This window comes from Bacillus sp. JCM 19034 (genome assembly GCF_001310635.1).
In the GTDB taxonomy this organism is placed as follows: domain Bacteria; phylum Bacillota; class Bacilli; order Bacillales; family Bacillaceae_D; genus Halalkalibacter.
In genome coordinates, this window is sequence record NZ_BAXR01000059.1 from 1 (window position 1) to 803 (window position 803).

At 52.1% G+C, this 803-nt stretch carries 9 tRNA genes; all 9 read left to right on the plus strand.

The annotated features are described in order from the left end of the window. Positions 1 to 14: 14 nt before the first annotated feature. The 9 genes from JCM19034_RS20560 (at position 15) to JCM19034_RS20600 (ending at position 797) form a co-directional block, all read left to right on the plus strand. A tRNA-Val gene (locus tag JCM19034_RS20560) sits at positions 15 to 90 on the plus strand. A 6-nt stretch (positions 91 to 96) separates the two neighbouring features. Continuing rightward, positions 97 to 169 (plus strand) — tRNA-Thr (locus tag JCM19034_RS20565). Positions 170 to 176: 7 nt separating this feature from the next. Continuing rightward, positions 177 to 252, plus strand: a tRNA-Lys gene (locus JCM19034_RS20570). Between the two features lie 11 nt (positions 253 to 263). Beyond that, a tRNA-Leu gene (locus JCM19034_RS20575) sits at positions 264 to 345 on the plus strand. A 9-nt stretch (positions 346 to 354) separates the two neighbouring features. Further along, positions 355 to 426, plus strand: a tRNA-Gly gene (locus tag JCM19034_RS20580). Between the two features lie 24 nt (positions 427 to 450). Next, a tRNA-Leu gene (locus tag JCM19034_RS20585) sits at positions 451 to 539 on the plus strand. Positions 540 to 542: 3 nt separating this feature from the next. Next, positions 543 to 619: transfer RNA gene (locus tag JCM19034_RS20590), tRNA-Arg, on the plus strand. 6 nt (positions 620 to 625) lie between these two features. Further along, positions 626 to 702, plus strand: a tRNA-Pro gene (locus tag JCM19034_RS20595). A 19-nt stretch (positions 703 to 721) separates the two neighbouring features. After that, positions 722 to 797 (plus strand) — tRNA-Ala (locus JCM19034_RS20600). Positions 798 to 803: the final 6 nt, after the last annotated feature.

Sequence of the window (803 nt, forward strand, 5' to 3'; positions counted from 1 at the left end):
TTATAATATTATATGGAGGATTAGCTCAGCTGGGAGAGCACCTGCCTTACAAGCAGGGGGTCGGCGGTTCGATCCCGTCATCCTCCACCATTATAAGCCGGTCTAGCTCAATTGGTAGAGCAACTGACTTGTAATCAGTAGGTTGGGGGTTCAAGTCCTCTGGCCGGCATCATTTTGAGCCATTAGCTCAGTTGGTAGAGCATCTGACTTTTAATCAGAGGGTCGAAGGTTCGAGTCCTTCATGGCTCACCATTTTAACATATGCGGGTGTGGCGGAATTGGCAGACGCGCTAGACTTAGGATCTAGTGTCTTATGACGTGGGGGTTCGACTCCCTTCACCCGCACTTTTATATGCGGAAGTAGTTCAGTGGTAGAACACCACCTTGCCAAGGTGGGGGTCGCGAGTTCGAATCTCGTCTTCCGCTCTTCTATTTCTCGTAGAAGTCCTTGCCGGGGTGGTGGAATTGGCAGACACACAGGACTTAAAATCCTGCGGTAGGTGACTACCGTGCCGGTTCAAGTCCGGCCCTCGGCACCATATGCGCCCTTAGCTCAGCTGGATAGAGTGTTTGACTACGAATCAAAAGGTCGGGAGTTCGAATCTCTCAGGGCGCGCCATTTTATCGGGAAGTAGCTCAGCTTGGTAGAGCACTTGGTTTGGGACCAAGGGGTCGCAGGTTCAAATCCTGTCTTCCCGACCATTAGATATGAATTTATATTGGGGCCTTAGCTCAGCTGGGAGAGCGCCTGCTTTGCACGCAGGAGGTCAGCGGTTCGATCCCGCTAGGCTCCACCATAGCAC